This is a genomic window from Candidatus Weimeria sp. HCP3S3_B5, assembly GCF_052064335.1.
In the GTDB taxonomy this organism is placed as follows: Bacteria; Bacillota; Clostridia; order Lachnospirales; family Lachnospiraceae; genus Weimeria.
On the sequence record NZ_JBQHVU010000009.1, the window covers coordinates 54,356 to 74,819 of the forward strand.

A 20,464-nucleotide genomic window follows, 5' to 3' on the forward strand; every position below is an offset into this window, starting at 1 on the left:
TTTGCTATAGTAGAAACTATGAAAGTCATATTCGTAAAGCTGTTTGAATCATATTTCGATGTTTCAGTGCCCTCTGCCATGAGGCGACTCGGCTGGGAGGTCACAGAGGAGACCTTCTATACCCCAAAGGACTTTGTCCACGACTCTGCGCTGCAGCAGCTTGTCCATGACAGACTGGAGGGCTCTGAGGCAGACTTCGTCTTCACGGTGAATTTCTGGCCTCTCCTCTCCCCGGTATTTAAGGATCTGGGGCTTAGATATGTATCCTGGAGCTATGATGCGCCGCTTAGACTTACCGGTACCGACGAGATGGAAAATGACAATAATCTCATCTTTCTTTTCGACAGAGGCCAGGTAAGAGATTACAGAATGCAGGGGATCACAAGAGTCTTTCATCTGCCGCTTGGAGTGGATCCGCCTGTATTTGAGAAGGCTCTCCGGCAGAAAAGAAAGGCCACATACGGAGTCAGCTTTATAGGCCAGTTTTATGCCTCCCCCTATATGCCCATCCTTTCTGCCATGGATGATTATCTTAAGGGGCTTCTTCAGGGGATATGCGATGCCCAGAAGAATCTTATCGGATACTACATTCTTCCTGAGCTTATAACAGATGAGATAGCCGATAAGGTAAATGAAAGGCTCATATATATAAAGGAGCATCCAGATGATTTCCCTATAGACTGCTCCGAAACCGGAGCCGAGTTCGCCGGCAGGATAAGCAGGCAGAATCTGATATATACGATCGCGACAAGGATCACCTGCATAGACCGGCTGACTCTTGTCGCATCCGCCTCAAGGGTGACTCCTACACTCGTCTGCACCGACGACACAGACTCCCTGAAGAAGCTCATCCCTCATGCCGAGATCCATGGAAGAGTGGACTATTACACCCAGATGCCTGTCATCTTCCGTGACAGCGTGATATCCCTATGTCCATCCCTTCGCTGCATAAGCACAGGGATCCCGCTCAGGGCTCTTGACATAATGGCCTCCCATGGCCTTGTCATGCTTCCAGCCACAGAGGAGGCATATGAGTATTTCGAAAACGGAGCCGACAGCATTATCTATTCTTCCTATGAGGAGGCTTTTGACCTGATGAAGTTCTATCTGAGAAAGCAGGCAGATACCATTCCTATGAAAGAGAGAGCCTACAGGAAGGCAAAGAGTGAATTTTCAATGGAACACAGACTAAAGCAGATCGAGGAAAAGCTTGATGACTGAGAAACTATTTGACACAGATCCATATAATACCGATTTTATTGCAAGGGTCACAGAGGTAGCGGATGACTATATAATACTTGACAGGACTCTTTTCTTCCCTGAGGAGGGCGGTCAGACCTGTGACAGGGGAACCATTTCCTTTGACGGCCGTGATATAGCCCTTGATTCCGTCTCTGTTTCGGGTGATGATATCCTTCACCATATAAAGGGGGCCTCTCGTATATTCTCGACAGGAGATATGATAAAGGGGCACATTGACTGGGCTCACAGGTTTGACAATATGCAGAACCATACCGGGGAGCATATCTTCTCCGGTATCATCCATTCCAGAAAGGGCTATGACAACGTAGGCTTCTCTCTTACCGAGACCACCTGTCAGATGGACTACAACGGCCCTCTTACAGATCAGGAGATAAGTGAGGCTGAGCTTTATGCCAACCAGATTATCTGGCAGAACCTTCCTGTCGAATGCCGCTATCCTTCTGCTTGTGAGCTTAAGGATATGGACTACAGGAGCAAAAAGGAGCTTTCCGGTCCTATCCGTATAGTAACGATCCCTGGCGTTGACGTCTGCGCCTGCTGCGCCCCTCATGTAGGCTTCACCTCAGAGGTCGGGATCCTCAAAGTGATATCACATATGAACTATAAGGGCGGAAGCCGCCTCTATATAGCCTGCGGCAAAAGAGCCTACCTGGACTATACCAGATCATTTGATTCTCTGACAAGGATCGGCCACATGTTTTCGACCGGTCGAAGTGAGGCGGCCGGTGCTGTAGAAAGACTCTGTTCTAAGAACAGGCAGCTTAGCAGCCAGCTTAACGAGGCTCTTTCGGCCGAACTAAAAAGACAGATAAGCTCCTCCTCTGATAATGTGATATTTACCTCTGTCACCGACAGAAACATACTGACCGACGCATTCAATCTGCTGAAGGAGTCACGCAGCGGAGCCTGCTATATCTTCTCCAGAAAGTCAGACAATGAATATTCATTCCTTGCCGGCGGGACTGACATAGACGCAAGGACACTCCTTCCTCCTCTTAAGGCTATAGGCGCAAGAGGAGGTGGAAAGGCTCTTATGATCCAGGGATCCGTATGCAAAGACGCTGAGGCGATCAGGGCCGCAGTCAGTCGCTAGAAGCTGATATATCAGCTATTATCTGATCCTTCATCCTCTTATCAAGCTCCTCTGCCTCCTCCATCGATCCTCCGCAGGCATAGAAATAAAACTTTATCTTAGGCTCCGTGCCGCTTGGCCTTATGGCAAGCCAGGAGCCATTAGAAAGAAAGATCCGAAGACAGTTCTGCGGAGGGATATCCTGATAGCCGTCCATATAGTCGATAATCTTACTTACCCTAAGACCTGCCAGCTGCTCTGGCAGATGCTCTCTTGTATATCTCATCATACGGTCTATCTTTTCTTTTCCCTCCAGGCCCTTTTCTATTATACTGACCTGGTCCTCTGCGAAATATCCATATCTTGAATAGATTTCCATCAGTACATCCCAGAGACTTTTTCCTCTTTTCCTGTAATAGGCAGCTGCCTCAGCTAGAAGCATACCAGCAGAAATACCGTCCTTGTCCCTTATATCCTCACAGGCTGCATAGCCGACTGATTCCTCATAGCCGAACAGATATGTATATCCATGCTCCTTAAGATATGGGATCTTTCCGCATATATTCTTGAAACCCGTAAGCGTCTCAAAGGTCCTGACACCATATGCTTCTGCTATCCGCTCAGAAAGAGTCGAGGTCACTATGGACTTTACTATAGCCCCCTTCTCTGGCAGCAAGCCTGCTGTCTTCCTGCCCTCAAGTATATAGTTTACAAGCAGATATCCAGTCTGGTTTCCGTTTAGTGGCAGATATTCTCCATCAGCCTTTCTTATCTCAGCTGCAAAACGGTCAGAATCGGGATCCGTTGCCATCAGAAGATCTGCTCCCATTTCCTTTCCATATCTCTCGCTCAATGCGAAGGCCCTGCTTTCTTCAGGATTAGGATATCCGACTGTAGTAAAATCCGGGTCCGGATTCCTTTGCTCCTCTACCACCTGCCAGTTACTGAAGCCACGTTCCATAAGCATCCTGCAGAAGGGAATGCTTCCGGCTCCGTTCAATGGCGTATAAACGATTGGGATCGATAGATCTATATCATCCCCCTTATGGATCGAAAGTGACAGCACCTTGTCAAGATAGGCCCTGTCATATTCCTCTCCTAATACAGTGATAAGCGACTGATCATATGGCATGCCTTCTGTCGTCTCCCATGGATCCACCCTTTCTATAAAGGAGGTCATAAGAGCTGCCATCTCCTCTGACACCTGACATCCATCCTCCCAGTAGGCCTTATAGCCATTATATTCCTTTGGATTATGAGAGGCTGTGATATTGATCCCTGATACTGCTCCCAAATACCTTATCATAAAGGCAAGCTCCGGCGTAGGTCTAAGATCCGGAAAGCAGTATACCCTTATGCCCTTTGAGGCGAATATTCTGGCCGTAAGCTCTGAAAACTCTCTGGAATGATGTCTGGGGTCATGGGCTATGACTACTCCCCTTCTCATTGCCTCCTCTCCTCTTGATCTGATAAGATCTGCGATCCCGCAGCTGGCCCGTCCGACTGTGATCCTGTTCATCATATTGCTTCCGGCGCCCATCCTGCCCCTCAGTCCGGCAGTGCCAAAGCTTAAGTCCTGGCAAAACCTCTCCCTTATCTCCTTATCACAATCCTCAATCGAGGCAAGCTCTTTTCTAAGCGGATCGTCCTCCTTGAGGTGTCTGATCCAGTCATTATATTTTTCTCTGTAATCCATCTTGGTTTCTCCTGTTCTATTAGGGATTAGGAGTTAGGGACGTCATCAGATACCTCCAATCCTCCCTCGCACCTCACACCTCGCACCTCACACCTCTGACCTCACACCTCTCATCTCACACCTCTCACCTCTCACCTCGCACCTCTGACCCTCATCCTGTGCGTTACTCTCTTCTCCTCCGGTGGAAGCTCCATATAATCCTCCCCGTACTTGCCTCTCAGATACTCCTCATATGAGCCAGGAATATAGAAGCTGGTGTCCTCAAAGGCATGCAGCTCAAGTGATCTGGTTCTTTCCCCGTCGCATCTTTCTCCCATCCCGCCTGTCACACAGGTAATCGAGCCAACATATTTTGCGCTGTCATAATCCGCAAATGACGAGGCATATCTGCAGAAGTCAGATACTATCCTTTTGTTGCCGCGAAGCCTTTCAAAAAGCACGACAGGGGTCTTTAGTATACTTTTGGCAGGTGTCGTCCCGTGAAAGCACCTGGATCTCGAATACATTATATCGAAAAGATACCTCTTTCCCCTTGCTACAACCCTCTGGCATTCCTGATCCGAATCCGGCCATCCATCCTGAGGAAATATATCGAGAAAGAGATGCAGTATCTGATATTTCTCTGCAATATATTCCGATGTATCTCTTTCAAGCTCTGTATCCATATCCACAAGCTCGGCGAACGGTATGGACAGAGTCCCCCTATCTCCCGAAAGCAGACACAGCCCCTCTCCTATCGGTTCCTTCTCTGCAAGCAAAAGAAGCCTCTGGTAATCAGGGCGCGGCATGCCTATATCCACATCGTCATCCCAGGGTATGAATCCATTATGCCTTATGGCTCCTAAAAGCGTGCCTCCGACCAGATAGTATCTGAGCCCATGGGCATCACAATAGGAGGCAAAGATCTTCATCATTGACAAAAGCCTTCCCTGTATCTCTTTTTGGGAAAGCAGCCTTTTTTCCTTATTATTCATATAGTCATGATACCACATAAGGGTCCTTTATTCCATTATGGCAGAAAAAATTCTGTTGATATTTACCAAAAATAAATTTATAATAAACTCGTACCGTTGGAAATTTTGTGAGGACACTATGGGAATAAAGTATAAGATTAACGAGCTCAGACCAGATATGATCCTTGACAAGGATGTCGTGACTTTCCAGGGACAGACTCTGGCAAAGGCCGGAGAAAAGCTTACAAGAGGGCTTATAGCAAGGATCAGCTTCTATTCCATAAACGACGTAGAGATCCGCCCTGAGGAAGAGATAAAGGAGGAAAGGAAGGAGCCTGTCGAAAAGGCAAGGCCCAGATCCTCTGACAATATCACTATCCCTTATTCCCAGAGGATTAAAGGCACCAGTGTCTACCAGACCTTCCAGATGGATTATTCGCGTAATCTCTCTATGATGAGAGGGATATTTTACCGGATAAAGAGCCAGGAGACTCCCGAGGTCAATTTCCGCTCCATCCTTACGGAAATCGCTGCCCTTTTTTCTGAAAAGACTGTGCTCGATCTTTTTGATATCTTACAGACCATGCATTCTCTTGACGACGCCATCTATGTGCATAATCTAAATGTAGCTCTGATCTCACGTGGGATCGGCAGATGGATGAAGCTTGAGCCGGACACGCTAAATATCCTTACTCTGGCCGGATATTTTCATGATATAGGCAAGGTCATGATACCTTCTGAGATCATCAATAAGAATGGCAAGCTAACAGATGAGGAGTTTGCGCTTATGAAGACCCACCCAGACTGCGGCAGGAAGCTATTATCAAAGATAGAAGGCATAGATCCCCGTATAGTCGCTGCCGCCTACAGGCATCATGAGAGAAATGACGGTTCCGGTTATCCTGAGGGTATTTCCGGTGATGATATAGATCCTGTATCGGCTGTAGTTGCAATTGCCGATGTCTATGACGCGATGACGACTGCAAGAGCCTACAGAGCTCCTCTCTGCGCCTTTCAGGTCATAGCCTCCTTCGAGGATGACGGACTTCAGAAATATTCTCCCAAGGTAGTGATGACCTTTCTCCAGAGGCTTGCAGGTGCATATCAGAATGCCCGTGTGATCCTAAGCGACGGCCGCAGATGCAGGGTCGTCTATATTCACCATCATCAGAACTGCATGAGCAGACCTATTGTCCAGTTCGACGATGATTCAATCACTGATCTTATGACTGCTCCCAAGGATCTCTTTATCAAGACGATCATTTAGGGCCCTCTCAAGGCAGATGACCCTGCTGTCCCAGGTATGATGCCTTGATGCTTTTCTCATCCCTTTATATGCCCTCATCAGGGTCCTTTCTTTATCCGACAGAAGAGCTGCAAGTCTCGATGGGATATCCCTTATCCCTTCTTCTGTCGGATAAAATATTTCAATATCATTTCCATCATCGAATTCTTCATCTATATAATCACTCCCCTCTGTAAAGCAAAGGCTACCGCCAAGAAGAATTCCAGCTGTTCTTTCAGTAAACCCGGCCTTGTGACCGGTCATCATGCCGATCGACACCAGGGACTTAAGATAGACCTTTTGTGTATCCTGATATCCTACTCCCGGATGAATATGCAGGTTTGGATAATCCTTAAATTTATTGAAGCTTTGATCGAATACATGAAGCTCTATACCCGCATCCAGGATCTCCTTTATCACCTTAGTCCTTAAATGCATGGAAAGGTCCTTTCCGAGAAAAGCCCAGGACCTTAGGAAATCAGAAAAGTCAGCATCATAAAAGGCTTCCTTCTGTCCGAAATACCTTTCCATAGCTCCATCCTCTGACAAGAGCTCCATCAGCACCATATCCTGAGGCTTTTTTATTTCCCTTTGCATCCTGTCCACATACAAAAGTGCAAGAGGATACAGAGCCGGCTGCCGCTCCCTTATCAGATCAAGATCAGCCTCCAGTCTGTCATCTATCGTCCCAAGAAATGACAGAGGATATTCCACATACTTTATCTTTTCTCTTCTATATTCTTCAAAGGAAAGATCGCAGAGACGGCTCTTTGTCCCGGCCGGCGGAAAAAAGACCGCCCTATGTCCCAGACGTCCGTTGATGAATTCAGCATAATATCTGTCAAGACACAAAAAGCAGGTCCGCTCCGGCATAGCAGCAAGCTCCCTGGCATACCAGCATGGGTGATCAAAGACCATATCATATATGTCAGCATCTGTCTGATCAAAGATAAAGCTTCCGTCAGACAGTCTAAGGCAAAAGGACATATTCTGAAAGCCTATTATGCCCCTGTAGCGTTTCCCGATAAGAAGATCTGCAGCAGCTGTCCGGCCCGAATAGACTACCCTGTAGCCAGCTCTTTTAAGGGCATCCCCAAGCTGATGGGCAAAGGCATAAAGCGCCCCGAAGCAGGTATCATCTGGCTCCAGAATCAGATAAGGACTTACCCGCATAAGAAAGCTCCTGTACTCCTCCCCCTGACAGGATAGCATCTGCTTCAGAATAGGCAGCCTTTTTTCTATATCATCTCCTATCACCTCAAGCATCAGGGAATCGAAGCACTGGCTTGAAACAAGCTCATCCCTTAGCCACGAAAGCAGAAAACAGGAAGCTCTTACGACAAAATAAGCTCTGTCTCTCTGGAATCTGCTGTCAGCTGTCAATGCCAGAAGTCCTGCAGCCTTTTCTTCTGGAAGTTCTGCCCTGCAGAATAATTCATTTAGATCTGTATTTTTATCCATAGGCTGATTATATCCCAATCACCACTCCTGCCGCAACAGTTGAAATAATCCCGATTCTATGGTAGCTTTTAGCTATGACACAGATTACCGAAAAAGACATTATAGCGATAAAAAAAAGAACGGAGCTTCTGCAAAGGCTTTTTGACCTGCTACTCTCTGATCTGCTGACTCTTTACAGAAACGGAAATCAACTCGAGCTGAATCCAGGTGAAAAGCAATGCGAGCTGCCCGGTCCCATTCCTGTATGGTTTATATGGTGGCAGGGGCCCAAGAGAATGCCGCCTCTTGTCAGAGCCTGTCTTTCTTCTCTAAAAAGGGCTCTGCCGGAGGATATAACTTCCCTCCACCTTATCACATCTCGGAATATAGGAGGCTATGTCACTCTTCCTTCCTGGATCAAAGAAAAGGCCTCCGCCGGGCAAATAGATCCTACCCATCTGTCAGATATAGTAAGGATGAGCCTGCTTGACAACTACGGAGGGCTCTATACTGACGCGACCTTTTATTTCACAGAGGCAATTAACAGGCCCTTCCTTACTGACCGCGACTTTTTCACTCTGTGCGACAGAAAAAAGGACTGGTATGATCTGGTTCGTGGCAGATGGAGCTGTAATTTCTTCTACAAAAGAACAGACCCCTACGGAGGATCATCTGATCATACAAGGACCTTCTTTCATTTCATAAAAAATGCCCTCTACCTCTACTGGGCAAAAGAGGATAAGCTGCAGGACTACTATATATTCGACTATATGATAGACTCCGCCTACAGAAACCTCCCCGGGGTCAGGGAAATATTCGACAGTCTGCCCGATACCAACCCAAAGGTCGCAGATATGGTCTTTGCATTAAATGACAGCTATAGTCAGAAGCGCCTTCTGGAATTCACCGCCGATACCAGGATATTCAAGCTGTCTAATAAGATCCCTCTGATGGAAACTACAGCTGATGGCAAGCCAACCCTTTATAGCTGGCTTATAAACCGCCAGTAAAAAACAGGCTCCATACGGAGCCTGTTTTAGTTTGTACTGTCTAGGAACTGGGCATCGTAGCCAGATCCGTTCATTGACCTGTAGTAGGATGATACCGCATTCTGACTTCGGCGGATCTTCTGAGCCTGCTGCCTTACCCCTGCAAACTTCTGCTGGGCAAGAAGATAATTTTCCTTTTCCTGCCTCTCGATCTGTGATGTAAGATCAGTGATCTGTCTGACAAGATCCTTCATCATCCTGATCTCGTCCCTGTACTTATCCTTCTGAGTCGAAAGAAGCGGCTTTACCTTCTCAAAGATAGACGCAAATCCATTATCAAGCGTCGATATATCCGTTATCCATTTATCCTTATTGTCAATAGTAGCCTGAAAATCATCTGGATCAGCGGCCGGGTCTGACAGCACTCTGTTCTGTATCTGGTTTTCTCTTTCAATAAGAGTCAGAAGCTCGACCTTCTTCTCCAGTGACTCCCTAAGGATCCTGACATATGAAGCCTCATCCATAATGGTCAGCTCACTTTCTGTCCGTTCTTTGTAACCCTCATGACTTCCTTCCAGGTCTCACGCATCTGCTCGATCGCATCCTTTGCCTGCTGCAGGATCTCATTGTCCTTCCTGACATTGGCCCAGAGAAGTCTGTCTCTTATATACTTGTATACATTGTCGAAATCCTCCGCCACAGCATACTTCCTGTTCAGAGTACCCTGAAGCTCCTCTATAATATTGGAAGCCTTCTGGATGTTGGTATTGGCCTTCTCTATCTCCTTCTTTTCGATCGCATCATGAGCAATGTTTACAAACTTGATCGCCCCATCATAAAGCATGAGCACAAGCTCGGCCGGCGATGCTGTCATTACCTGACTGTTTCTGTACTGCGCATATGGATTCTTCTGCATATCAATTCCCTCGTCTGTATCCTTTGTCTGTATTTCCTGTTAGTTTCATCAGCTGCTTAAGGAGCTTGTAAGAGAGCTTGTAGAGCTCTGAAGCTGCTGGAGTGTCGTCTCCATCTTTGAGAACTTCTTGTAGTAGGAATCCTCAAGAGTAGAAAGCCTGTCCTCCCATTCCTTTATAAGCTTGTTGTAGCTTGAATACTCACTTGCCATCTCCTTGTCATTATAGACGGTGTATGCAGTCTTAAGAGATGTTCTCTTCATCTTCTTGTCAAGATTCGTATAGAGCTTGTTGGTCAGCTGCTGCATGAAGGAGATCACTGAATCCGGATCCTCATTTATGGCTGCCATAAGCTTGTCAGCGTTGGAGGAAGAAGATTCGTCATCCTCGTCACCGTCTATATGGTACTCATACTGCCTGTTGGTCGCTGCATTCAGAATACCCTTTGTCTTGATGCCGAACGTAGAAAGGCTTATCTTCTTGCCATCTATTGTAAAGGAGCCAAGCATGGAGTTGGTGATCGATGTCATTATGCTGTTAAGAGTCGAATCATTTCTCAGGAGTCCGGCCTTGGCCTTTTTCTCCCATTTCTCGACCTGGGTATCGCTCATCTCTGATTTCTGGTCCTCTGTCAGAGGATCATAGCCCTTTGAGCTCTCAGCATTGAATGCATCTGTGAGCTCGTTTATGGCATCGTTATATACAGAGAAGAAGTTCTTGATCTTGTCATAGATCCCCTGAGTATCGACCTGGTTGGAAATACTTATGCTGTCTCCATCCTCATTTTCCTTACCGCCTGATTCTGCATTGGCAGTAACGCCAGATACTGTGATAGTAAGACCGTTTACAGTGAAATTATTGGAATCCTGCCTATATTCCTGACCATTCAGATAGATCTTAGCATCGGTACCGTTTTTCTTTATCGAAAGAGAGCCGGACTGTGAGCTGTCAATGGCCTTATTGGTCTCATACTGATTATTGAAGGCTGTCCTTGCTGTCTGGGCCAGTTCTGCAACTGCAGACTTATATGCAGCAGCATCACTGGTTTTCTTTGCAGCAAAGGATGCTACAAGAGAGCTGTCTGATACAGTCTGATCAGCGGCCGCCTTTTCATTCTTCCAGTATGCTGATGCCTGATTAAGCTTCGTTATCGCAGCTGTCACATCATCAGCACTATATGAAGAGGCCTTATATGATGAGGAACTGCCCTTTACAAGAGCGATCACATCCTGTCTGCTCTGAACTGCCTGAGCCGAAGCAGAGCCGGAAGCAGAGTCAGGTGTGGTAGATGTCGTAACATCCGTGCTCTCAAACTTATCTATAGACCTTTTGCTGCTTACAAGCGATGAAAGTGCCTCTGTGATGGCCTTCTTCTGGTCGTCGCTAAGCTTGTCGCCTGCAACTGACGGATACAGGGCCTTAGCAATCGTATCGTATGCTGATGAAGAAGCAAGCTTGTCATTGAAGGTCTTTATCGTATCCTTTGCGATAGTCTTTGAAGAATCATTGGTCTCCTTCCAGCTGCCGTCGGAATCCTTCTCGACCTCCACCAGATCTCCATTGTCATTCTTTTTATAATTCGTAGTCCCGCCATCGGCTGAATAGATGCCATTGGCGCTGTCTGTAAGCTTATACTCTGTATTTCCGACAAAAAGGCTGTCGCTTCCCATCTTAGACAGATCCGACACAGCAGAATCAAGCGTATCAAGGCCTGTCCCTGATGCATACTTGGCCAGATCCTCATTATAGCTCCTGAAGGTAAAGACATAGGCCAGATCATCACTGATCTTTGAGATATCAGTGCTGTACATGCCGCTGTTTGTCATGGCGGTGTTGTACTTGTCTGCCATAGCATCTATATTCTTCTTCAGAGCCTCAAGCACTGCACTGTCTGTAGTCGTACCGCTTGTAAGGGCAAGTCCTGCCTGATCAGAATATGAAATATCTGATCCCAGAAGGGAACTATAGGTATTATATGCCTTTGTCGATTTAGAGCCTGAAAGAAGGCCCAGGCTCTGCAGTACCTTGACACCGTTAGAATCTCCCTCTATAGAGAAATCATTTGCCGCTCCGCTCTTCTTTGCAGCTACAAAGATCCTGTGAGAGGCTGAATCAAAATTCGCATTCAATCCATTGGACTGTAGACTGTTTACAAAGCTATCAACAGTCGTCCTACTGTCCACCGCAAAGCTCTTGCCATTTACTGTGATAGTCGCAGAGCTTCCATCTGTATATCCCAGATCTGCAAGGGTCGATGAGCCGCTTATATTATCAGCCAGCTTCCCACCTGTCATCGAGGCAGCTGTCGCGATACTTGCTATTCGAAGAGTCTGGGTGCCTGTGAAGGCCTTTCCGTTCGATGTAACCGTAGCCTTTGTCGTGTCAGACGAGCTGGCCTTCTGCAGCTTCCAGTTGGCAGAAAAACGCATGGAATCAAGCGAGGTATAGAGGCTGTAGACCTTTTTATTGATATTCTTCCAGGCATCCTGCTTCCAGGATATCTTGGTCTGCTGCTGCTTGTATTTGTCAACCTTTGACTTGTAGCCGGACGTGAGAGCCGTAACTATAGACTCTGTATCCAGACCTGAGGTCATTCCTGTCATTCTTATAGGGCTTGACATATATATCCTCCTGTCACTTCTTTTCGTCAACCATGATTCCGGCTAATTCCCATACCTTTGCTATCATATCAAGAGTCTCCTCTGGCGGATACTCCCTCAGCACCTTTCTCGTCTCCTTGTCTACGATCTTTATCGTGACACGGTTAGTCTTGTCATGTATGCCAAAAACAGCTTCTGTACCGTTAGCCTTCTTATTTATCTCAGATACTGCCTTCCTTATCTGCTCATTATGCTTCTCATCAAGCTTCTTATCTAGTGTGGAAGCATTCTCAGATGCCTTCCCCAGAGCCTGCTCCGCATCAACGGCAGTGACATCCGTCCTTGCTGAAGGTTCTGCTGTATCATCTGAGACGGCCTTATCCGTCCAAGGTGTAGTATTAACATTCTGTGTGACTGTCCCTGCATCAGCGAAACTTCCCTGGTTCGCATATCCTGCAGAGCTAACTGAAATACCCATAAATAGTCACCTCCGTGTGTCCTTATATATGGTTTGTGCCAAAAAGCTTCCTACTGCTTTACTTTTTATATCGGTCCCAATGCAAAAAAATACAAGCCGCCCCATGGCGCGGATTGTATTTTTTTAGATACATTATAAAAGATCCTTGAGTCCGTCCATTGATTGTGACTGCATGGCTTCTTTATTTTCCTTCTGGATCTGCTCAAAAATCTCCTTACGGTATACAGGGACATTCTTGGGAGCCTGTATACCCAGCTTTACATGGTCTCCCTTTACTTCCATTATCGTGATCTCTATATTTCCATTTATGATGATTGACTCATCCTTTTTTCTTGTAAGCGCAAGCATCTCTCACTCCTCCTTTCCGGCCTTTCGGCTTTTAAGGATTTCGTAGACCGGCTCCTTTACCGAGACATCATCCTCTACCATCAGCTGGACTCCCTTAAGAGTATCGGTATTTATCACAAACGGGCCCTTAAGGTTAACAGTCATCTTTGTTATGTCCTTAGGCACTGTGATAGTCACCAGCACATATGTACTGTCCGGTGTGAGTTCGCCAATGCCGGAAAGCAGATCGTCATTTATGGTAGGGTTGTAGTCCACGAAAATGTCATTTGGCATGACGACCGGCATTGCAAACTGCGGCTCATCCATAGACTGCAGATACATAAGAGCCCTGCTCTTCTCCTTATCGCCGCTGTCATATATCAGAGTAAACCTCTTCAGATCCGGAAAGCCTATTATACCATCCGGAAATTCTATTATCTTATCATCAGCGATATCTATGGTGCCGAATAATCTTGTATCAACCTTCATTTATTTTCCTCCTCAGATATAGTTAAGAAGTGACTGCTGGCCCAGCTTTCCCGCAGCGATAAGAGATGACTGATAGGCCGTATATGACTGGGTATAGTTTATCATTATCTCTGATATATCCAGATTGTCATTCTTGCTCTGCAGATCCTTTACGGTCTGATCCTGATCATCCATCCTTGACTTGGTAAGGGACAGCTCATCGCCCTTGCAGCCAAGCTTTGTGACTGCACTGTCGGCCTTGTCCAGATACTTGTCTACATTTCCATGGACAGTATCTAAGAGCTTGCCCATATTGTCATTATAAAAATCGTACTCCCTCTGGGCAGCCGAAAGCCAGCTGTTAAGCTTTTTCTGAGTATCAGGATCCTGATAGGCTGAGTCCGAAAGCATATTCTTAAGCTTTGATACCTTGTCTGCTGCATTCTGTGTATTAGTGATAGCCTGAGTCAGATCATTGATATCCTGCAGGATACCTGAATCGAAGCAGTCCTGAGCCTGTATATTGACTGCCAGCTCCTGATTTACCGCTACAGTATAATTGATATCGTATCTGATGTCGCTTCTCCTGTACACCTGTCTGTTGGCCAGATCAGTATTGTCCACGCAGTCATAGTAATACTCCGGCTTCAGCTCACCTGCCATGAAACCGTTCTTGTCATAATTGACACTGACTGTTGCCTTCTTTGATGCCATGTCGCCTGCTGCATTTTTCCCGAAGACAAGATCGCCTGTATTCTTAATCAGGACTACTGCCTCATCTGGGACGTACTTCGTCTTCTTAAGATCATCGGGTGTTGCATTCTTACTCGACCAGTCAGCCCAGTCATCCTCATTGGCAAATACGAGTACCTGCTTTGGTTCGAACTCAGTCGGCGTTGTCTGATTTTTTCCGGTCTTATCCACTGCAGTGATATTATCAGCCGTTGCTGGCTTATCAACATACGAATAATTCACATATGTGGTCTTGCCATCATCTGAATATACAGGCCTCTTGACTGAACCGTCGTATCCATTTTTACCATAGCCACTCTCTTCAGTCTTGTTATAGCTTACAAGTGGCGGAACCTTGGTCTTGTCAATATCATTATCATTGTAAAAATTTACCTGATTGCTGACTGTAATACCATCATTTGTCGTATAAGAAAAGGTCACGCTATCCACATTCGTGATGTCATCATAGTTCAGACGCAGTCTCTTGTACTCTGACTCCTGAATATTCAGGTCATCATTCTGAAGTCCTGTCTTGCCGTAGTTATTGACCTCTTCAGGATTTGCCGGTGCTGTCACCTTATTATTATAATACCTGAAATTCGTCAGGTCATCATACGACAGCTCCTGCGTAATATTGTACTTTGAGTTCACATCATCTGATGTAAAGCATAGATTCTTGTCTGTCCTGTAGCCAGTGAAGACAGTACGTCCGGCACAGTCAGCATTTCCCTCGGAAAATATGGCCTGCTGCAGCTGCTTTATCTCCTGAAGTATTGACTTCCTGTCGTTTTCGTTGTTGATATCATTTGCCCCCTGATTGGTAAGCTCCTTAAGTCTTGTCATACAGCTTACTGTATTATTGAGGGCTGACTCAGTGATATCCATCCAGGATTCAGCGTCTGTTATATTCTTATTCAGATACTGATCGATCTTCGACAGCTGGGTCTGGAAACGGAGAGATCTTACTGCTACAACAGGATCATCTGATGGACGCTGTATCTTCTTCTGAGTGGTCATCTGATTGTCGCCTGCGTCTACTGCGAGCTTATTGCCATTGATATTGACACGGGCGTTATTCATTATCATATTGTTAGTGATTCTCATAGACTTATACTCCTGTATTAAGGATCAGCCGGTCATACATCTCTGTAAGTGTAGATATCACCTTGGCTGAAAGATTATATGCCTGCTGATATTTCATCAGATTCAGCGCTTCCTCATCATAGTCTACTCCTGATACGGACTGTCTCTGCTTGTCGACCGCCTGCTGTATAGTCTTGTAGTTCTCAGTGAATGTCTTGCATTCCTGAGTATCTACAGAGACATCAGCATATATCCTTTCGAGGAACTTATCAGCAGTTCCTCCGCGGTAGAGCGCTACATTGCTCTGCAGCTTAGCCATCTGAGACATCAGATCATATGCGTCCTGACCAAGATTCAAGTTCTCGTCATAGGCCTTGTTGATGGTCGTTGACAGCTTGTTCGGATCATTCTCCATTTCAGATGAGATAGAGAAATTGGCTGCTGTCAGTCTGTAGTAGGTATCATCTGTATCTCTAATAACGCCCCCGTAGTAGGTGACGTTTCCTGTATTAGTGTCATAGCTGAGTCCGATGGCATGGGTTGTCTCCCTTGACGAGTTCACCTTCTGCAGCGGATTTCCATTGGAGTCTGTCTTAAGCAGGTACTTGTCTGCCTTTACCGGATCCGATGATTTAGGATCATAATTAGGGTTTTCCTTCTTAGCCGGTACCTGTACAGGGTTACCGAGTCTGTCATAGACTATATTGCCCTTTGAATCCTTCTTGTTATCATACTTTATGCTGCCGTCAGGATTCGTCTGATATTCATACTCATAGACTGGTATCCTTTCCTTGACATCATTGCCGCCGGCATCCTTTACTGTCCTAAGGCGATAGCCGTATTCATCGACTTCATTGCCATTTGCATCCTTATAGATGGCTGTAGTCCCGGTCCCGGCCGTCTGTCTCGTGATCTCTCCCTCAGCCCTCTCATACTCATAGTATTCACTGTCTATATAGGTACTGTCACTATTATCAGCCTCAAGAGAAAAATTCCCTTCCCTGTCCATGGACCTGTCGTTTGCTACAAAAAGCGCCTGACCTGCCTTGCCATCTGCATCCTGTCCCTTCTTCTGGATCTTGTTGAAGGCTCTTGAAAGGGATCTTACAAAGGTATTCATCTGCTTCTGATAATAAGGTATTCCCTTGAAATCAACCGAGCTTCCGACTGTCATCGTATTTCCCGCTATATGTCCGACCTGACTGGACGGGATCTTGTGCTCGAGTTCAAAGACCACGCTTATTATCTTTCCATTGTCATCTGTCTGGGCAGTAAATCCACTGTAGTCATAGTAATGGTTGTTTACGAGCACGGTACCATTGGACGGAAGCGAAAGCTCATCAGCAGCCATTCCACCCGACGGAAGAGTCATCTTAATGAAGGTATTCGTCGTATTCTTCAGGTTCTGGACCAGATTGCCATACGGATCTCTTACCAGCTGACCGGCCTTTGTCGCATCATTTGTGAATATATTTCCTGATGCAGGATCCTCTGTACCATCTGCCTGGGCCGTTGTATTGTTGCTCAGCGTATATGTCTGCGGATAAAAAAGAGACGCGGTTCCCTTCATATTCTCCAGATCATTTCCATCGCGGATCTCAAAGAGTCCTCTAAGGATTCCTCTCTGGTTGTCTCCCCAGACCGGGAAGGATGTGCCGTCCTTCTTCCAGACCACATCATAGAGTCCCTCTACATCCGACTGATTGTATCTGTTTTCCCTTGTAGAAACAGTTATGGCATTGTACTTATCTCCGTCTACAAGAGTCTGCCCGTTTACCTTTACAGTAAACTCGGTGGCTCCGTTCCAGACCTCCTCGACATTTTTATTTTTCTTATGCTCCTCTACAGACCGGGTATCCTTAAGCTTTACCTCATTGGTGTCAACAGACACTATCGTCGAAAGCTCATCAAGAAGCTTTTCTCTCTCGTCGCGCAGCTCATTGGCGGTCGGATGTCCGTATCCGGTCTCAACTACATTTATCTTGCTGTTTAAGACCGAGATCTTCTGGGAGATAGAGTTGATCTTGTCGACATAGGTCTTTATATCATCATTTACTGCGGTCTGAAGGGACTGCAGATTGGAGGAGGTCTGGTTGAAATAAGAGCAGAGCTCCTTTGATGTACTTATGAAGCTGGTCCTTGTCGATATGTCACCCGAGTTGGACTTTAGTGAATCGAGAGCATTAAACATCTTTGCGAAGACTGTCGAAAAGCCCGGGTTTGACGCCGAATCAGTAAAATACTGCTCGATCTGATTCATATAGTACTGCTTCTGCGAGCTATAGCCGTAGTCAGACTGATTCTGCCAGTACTTTTGATTGTAATACTGGTCCCTCTCCCTTGTCACTGAATCGGTTGATACTCCTGTGCTTACACTGCCATATCTGGTATAGGCCCTAAGCGACGAGGACTCCGATACGTTTACAACCTGCCTGGAATACCCTTCTGTATTCACGTTCGAGGCATTGTTCGCTGTGGTATTAATATTTGCATTTGCCGCATTAAGCCCTGAACCGGCTATATGCAGGCCAAAAAAGGTTGATGACATATTTCACCTCACTGCATCGAATTAAGCAGCACATCTATCATCTGTGTTATCACATTTACATACCGACTGGAAGCGTTGTATGCATTCTGATACTTTATCATGCTTGACAGCTCCTCATCAGCATTTACTCCGATGACCTGCTGCCGGCTAGACTCTATCGAATCAGCTGTAGTCTTTATCGATTCCGAATTGGTCTTGTATGTATTGCCCTTGTTATTTAGCTCATCCATCATCTTCGTATAGAAATTCTCGAAGCTTGTAGGAGTATTGTCAACTGCGTTGAGCTGGTAAGTATTCTTCTCCCAGACATCATAGATCTTCTCAGAGACATCCTGAGCTATATCATCATTTGTATGCCTGTGAGGAATATACTGCGGATTCTCTACCAGGTCATGATTTACCTCTATCTCTCCGAGAGTATACATGGTAGCTGTATCGGACGAATCCTCTTCATTGTAAAGGTAGAGTTTCTTCGAATACTGACCTGAGCCATCTGTCTTTACTGTGACATTGCCATCAGCATCCATGTCATAATTGACTGTGAATGAGGAATATCTGCTCAATGATCTCCTGCTGTAGAGCTCACGGGGCGGCAGCTTCTTGTCCGATCCGTAAATGGCATTGTCCTCATCAAGTACCCTTGTATCGTTTCCTATCGTGAACTGATGCGGCTTGCCTTCATCGTCAAGAGCCGTAATGGTATTTCCGTCATTGCTCTTCAGATACTGGCTTATTATCCTGGTGTACTCACTGTCTCCGGACTTCTCGATGTCGCTTAAGTCTCCCATGCTCTTTATAGGAGAAAGATAGTTGTTGACCCCTGTCATCATCTCGTGCATCATCAGATCGAACTCCGACTGCTCACTCATCATAAGTGACTTTGAGAGCCCGTGGATGGTTGAGACATCGCCATTCTCATCCGTCTCGTAATAGTATCCTTCCTTGTATCTGTAGATATCGCCGTTGGAATACTCATATGAATAGGGATCGTCCCCCTTGGGACGGGTGCCTATCACATCCTTGTAGGTGGCTCTCTTGTCGCCTCTTGCTATAAGCATGGCCTTAAGCTCACCTATATCCTGATCAGCATTCGTGTCTGTAAGAGCTGTATTGAATACCTTTACGTAATCTCCCTTTGTGGCGTTGGAAAGATTAGGCCAGTAGGGGGTCTTGAAGCCTGTGCTCTTATCAGTAAGCATACCAAGCTCGAAAACCCTGTCTGCTCCCACGAAATCCATGCCCTCAAGCTTGACCCTGACTACTCCGGCCGGGTCCTCGGAATAGGATATATTGGCAAGCTTTGACAGCTTATCCAGAGCCAGATCCCTGACATCCCTTGCATCCTTTGCCTTTTCGACTCCTCCGGCCTCCGTCTGGGATATCTTGATATTGAGCTTGTATATCTGCTTGCCGAGCGCATTGATCTGGTCCACATCATCAGAAATCTTCTGATTGATATTGTCCTGATAATCGCTCATCCCCGCATATACGCCCTTGGCACGGCTTACGAAAAGCTGTGATTTCTGGACTACAAGGTTGTCTACCTCCTCCGCATCGGGAGTCTTGGCAAACTCATTGAAGGCCTCCCTGAGTCCTGACAGTGAGTCCGAAAACTGTGCTCCGACACCCTCGCTGAAAAGAGTCTCTACCTCTGTAGATGCCGTATACTGGGCCTCATAGAATTCGCGCCTGCCGCTCTCCTTGCGGTATGCCATATCAAGAAACTGGTCTCTCTTGTGGACCACATCTCCGATCGCTACTCCAAGCCCGCTCCACTGGTCGGAGACAGATGCCCTGTTGAATTTATTGTAATCAGCGTCAGAGAAGATGGTTCTCTGACGGACATATCCACTTGTATTAATATTAGACAGGTTATTAGCCACGACATTCAAGGCGTTTTGATTGCTCTTTATGCCGCTGGCCCCTATATAGAGACTGCCAAAACCATTTGCCATAAATCTGTCTGCCTTTCGTGCTTACTGCTTCAGATCGAATCCGCCGTTTGGAAGGACATCGCCTGTATTATAAGCTTTCCTGTTATAATTCGCTGTCTGCGGAGCCTTCCTGATCTCCTCAAGAAGATTCATATCAAACTCCGTAAGCTCCATCGCATGACTCAAAAGAATCTGTATCTGCTCGTTGATATCATGCTCACGCTTTGCAGCCCTGACCAGGTCATCCTTCGCCTTTTCAAGAGCCCTCTGCTCATCGGGCTGACCCGACAGGAGCGATATCACCTGCGTGACCGTAAGGACTGTGTCGTCATGGCCTAAGACAACTGACATGTCCTTAAGATTCTCTATTCTTTTATTCTGAAGGTTCTTCAGATCACTTGCTATATCATTTTCCTGATCTGTGATCTGTGTGAGAAGCTCGAGATCCCTTCCCCCTATAGCCTTCCTTTTCTTCTGGGAAAGGTCATATAAGGCTTCGTATCCTTTCTTCTCCTGCTGCATTATCAAAAGCAGTTCTCCTGCAAGACTTGCCATCCTGATCTCCTATACGCAATGAGCGGACCATCCTGCGCTATCCGCAAGACAATCCGCCCATCATAGGACAGTCTCTGCTGTCCGTGTGCCGTCCCGTCCCTGGAACAAGGGTGAACTTTGTACGCAT

General features: G+C 46.3%; 17 protein-coding genes. 4 read left to right on the forward strand and 13 right to left on the reverse strand.

The window, feature by feature from the left end; all coding sequences use genetic code 11:
• Positions 1–18: 18 nt before the first annotated feature.
• A complete protein-coding gene (locus tag ACTNCK_RS05965; protein WP_441081610.1) occupies positions 19–1,221 on the forward strand; it encodes a DUF3880 domain-containing protein in 1,203 nt (400 codons plus the stop codon).
• The gene (locus ACTNCK_RS05970; protein ID WP_441081611.1) at positions 1,214–2,356 is read left to right on the forward strand and encodes an alanyl-tRNA editing protein; all 1,143 of its coding nucleotides are present in this window, start codon (positions 1,214–1,216) and stop codon (positions 2,354–2,356) included. Before ACTNCK_RS05965 ends, ACTNCK_RS05970 begins: the two co-directional genes overlap by 8 nt.
• On the opposite strand, the gene ACTNCK_RS05975 is transcribed toward ACTNCK_RS05970, so the two are convergent.
• Positions 2,346–4,031 (reverse strand): phospho-sugar mutase, encoded by a 1,686-nt coding sequence (locus ACTNCK_RS05975; protein ID WP_441081612.1) that lies wholly within the window; start codon positions 4,029–4,031, stop codon positions 2,346–2,348. The genes ACTNCK_RS05970 and ACTNCK_RS05975 overlap by 11 nt on opposite strands.
• Positions 4,032–4,162: 131 nt before the next feature.
• Positions 4,163–5,005: a LicD family protein gene (locus tag ACTNCK_RS05980; protein WP_441081613.1), complete on the reverse strand. Its 843-nt coding sequence runs from the start codon at positions 5,003–5,005 to the stop codon at positions 4,163–4,165.
• A 118-nt stretch (positions 5,006–5,123) separates the two neighbouring features.
• On the opposite strand from ACTNCK_RS05980, the gene ACTNCK_RS05985 reads away from it, so the two are divergent.
• Positions 5,124–6,251 carry an HD-GYP domain-containing protein gene (locus ACTNCK_RS05985; protein ID WP_441081614.1) on the forward strand — a complete coding sequence of 376 codons (1,128 nt, stop codon included), beginning with the start codon at positions 5,124–5,126 and terminating at the stop codon, positions 6,249–6,251.
• On the opposite strand, the gene ACTNCK_RS05990 is transcribed toward ACTNCK_RS05985, so the two are convergent.
• Positions 6,195–7,730, reverse strand: a complete 1,536-nt coding sequence (locus tag ACTNCK_RS05990; RefSeq protein ID WP_441081615.1) for a glycosyltransferase family protein — start codon at positions 7,728–7,730, stop codon at positions 6,195–6,197. The genes ACTNCK_RS05985 and ACTNCK_RS05990 overlap by 57 nt on opposite strands.
• Before the next feature lie 74 nt (positions 7,731–7,804).
• Here ACTNCK_RS05990 and ACTNCK_RS05995 point away from each other — a divergent pair, with 74 nt between their 5' ends.
• Complete coding sequence (locus ACTNCK_RS05995; protein ID WP_441081616.1) at positions 7,805–8,719, forward strand: capsular polysaccharide synthesis protein; 915 nt, start codon at positions 7,805–7,807, stop codon at positions 8,717–8,719.
• 26 nt (positions 8,720–8,745) lie between these two features.
• Here ACTNCK_RS05995 and ACTNCK_RS06000 read toward each other — a convergent pair whose 3' ends face one another.
• The 10 genes from ACTNCK_RS06000 to ACTNCK_RS06045 form a co-directional block, all read right to left on the reverse strand.
• On the reverse strand, positions 8,746–9,222 hold the full coding sequence (locus tag ACTNCK_RS06000; protein ID WP_441081617.1) for a flagellar protein FliT: 477 nt from the start codon (positions 9,220–9,222) through the stop codon (positions 8,746–8,748).
• A 5-nt stretch (positions 9,223–9,227) separates the two neighbouring features.
• A complete protein-coding gene (gene fliS / locus ACTNCK_RS06005) occupies positions 9,228–9,614 on the reverse strand; it encodes a flagellar export chaperone FliS (protein WP_441081618.1) in 387 nt (128 codons plus the stop codon).
• A 48-nt stretch (positions 9,615–9,662) separates the two neighbouring features.
• A complete protein-coding gene (gene fliD, locus ACTNCK_RS06010) occupies positions 9,663–12,233 on the reverse strand; it encodes a flagellar filament capping protein FliD (RefSeq protein WP_441081619.1) in 2,571 nt (856 codons plus the stop codon).
• A gap of 13 nt (positions 12,234–12,246) precedes the next feature.
• Positions 12,247–12,690, reverse strand: coding sequence for a flagellar protein FlaG (locus ACTNCK_RS06015; protein ID WP_441081620.1), 444 nt, complete (start codon positions 12,688–12,690; stop codon positions 12,247–12,249).
• 132 nt (positions 12,691–12,822) lie between these two features.
• A complete protein-coding gene (gene csrA / locus ACTNCK_RS06020) occupies positions 12,823–13,038 on the reverse strand; it encodes a carbon storage regulator CsrA (protein WP_441081621.1) in 216 nt (71 codons plus the stop codon).
• Between the two features lie 3 nt (positions 13,039–13,041).
• Positions 13,042–13,506: a flagellar assembly protein FliW gene (fliW, locus tag ACTNCK_RS06025; RefSeq protein ID WP_441081622.1), complete on the reverse strand. Its 465-nt coding sequence runs from the start codon at positions 13,504–13,506 to the stop codon at positions 13,042–13,044.
• A gap of 12 nt (positions 13,507–13,518) precedes the next feature.
• Positions 13,519–15,321, reverse strand: coding sequence for a flagellin N-terminal helical domain-containing protein (locus ACTNCK_RS06030; protein WP_441081623.1), 1,803 nt, complete (start codon positions 15,319–15,321; stop codon positions 13,519–13,521).
• 4 nt (positions 15,322–15,325) lie between these two features.
• Positions 15,326–17,848: a FlgK family flagellar hook-associated protein gene (locus ACTNCK_RS06035; RefSeq protein WP_441081624.1), complete on the reverse strand. Its 2,523-nt coding sequence runs from the start codon at positions 17,846–17,848 to the stop codon at positions 15,326–15,328.
• A gap of 8 nt (positions 17,849–17,856) precedes the next feature.
• Complete coding sequence (gene flgK, locus ACTNCK_RS06040; RefSeq protein WP_441081625.1) at positions 17,857–19,803, reverse strand: flagellar hook-associated protein FlgK; 1,947 nt, start codon at positions 19,801–19,803, stop codon at positions 17,857–17,859.
• 21 nt (positions 19,804–19,824) lie between these two features.
• Positions 19,825–20,337, reverse strand: coding sequence for a flagellar protein FlgN (locus ACTNCK_RS06045; protein WP_441081626.1), 513 nt, complete (start codon positions 20,335–20,337; stop codon positions 19,825–19,827).
• Positions 20,338–20,464: the final 127 nt, after the last annotated feature.